Source organism: Allokutzneria sp. NRRL B-24872, assembly GCF_002155965.1.
GTDB lineage: Bacteria > Actinomycetota > Actinomycetes > Mycobacteriales > Pseudonocardiaceae > Allokutzneria.
Genome location: NZ_MUMH01000075.1, coordinates 721 through 1,278 on the forward strand (window position 1 = coordinate 721; position 558 = coordinate 1,278).

The 558-nt window shown below is 69.4% G+C and carries 1 protein-coding gene; it reads left to right on the top strand.

What is annotated here, in order from left to right; genetic code table 11:
* Window positions 1-110: 110 nt before the first annotated feature.
* Window positions 111-558 (top strand): glycosyltransferase family 39 protein (locus CCN37_RS20445; protein ID WP_143261704.1); only part of this gene is annotated, 448 nt, incomplete at its 3' end.

A 558-nucleotide genomic window follows, 5' to 3' on the forward strand; every position in this document is an offset into this window, starting at 1 on the left:
GGTTGGGCGTGCTTGAAGACGGGCAAGCCCTCGCGACTCACAGGACAGGTCCTAGGCCCGTTTGTCCGTTTCGTACTCTTAACGGGACTTCCCCGAGCCGCGGAGGACCGATGGGCCAGCCGAGATCGTTGCCGCGCTTCGCAACCAGCGGGGTCGGGCTCGTCGCCGTGCTCCAGGCGGCCGTCCTCACGCTGCTGTCGGGGCGGTACGGCTTCCACCGCGACGAGCTGTACTTCCTCGCGGCGGGCAAGCGCCTCGACTGGAGCTACGTCGACCAGCCGCCGATCACGCCGCTGCTCGCCAGGATCGGCTCGACCTTGTTCGGCGACACGCCGAGCGGGCTGCGGGTGATCGCGACCCTGCTGGCCGTCGGGGTCACGGTGGTGATCGCGTTGGTGGCGCGCGAACTCGGCGGGGACGCGCGGGCGCAGGTCTTCTCGGCGGTGGCGACGTCGCTGTCGACCTACGTGCTCGTCGTGTCGCACATGCTGGCCACCGCGACCGTCGATCTGCTCGTGTGGTCGGTGATCGGCCTACTGGTGCTGCGACTGCTGCGCA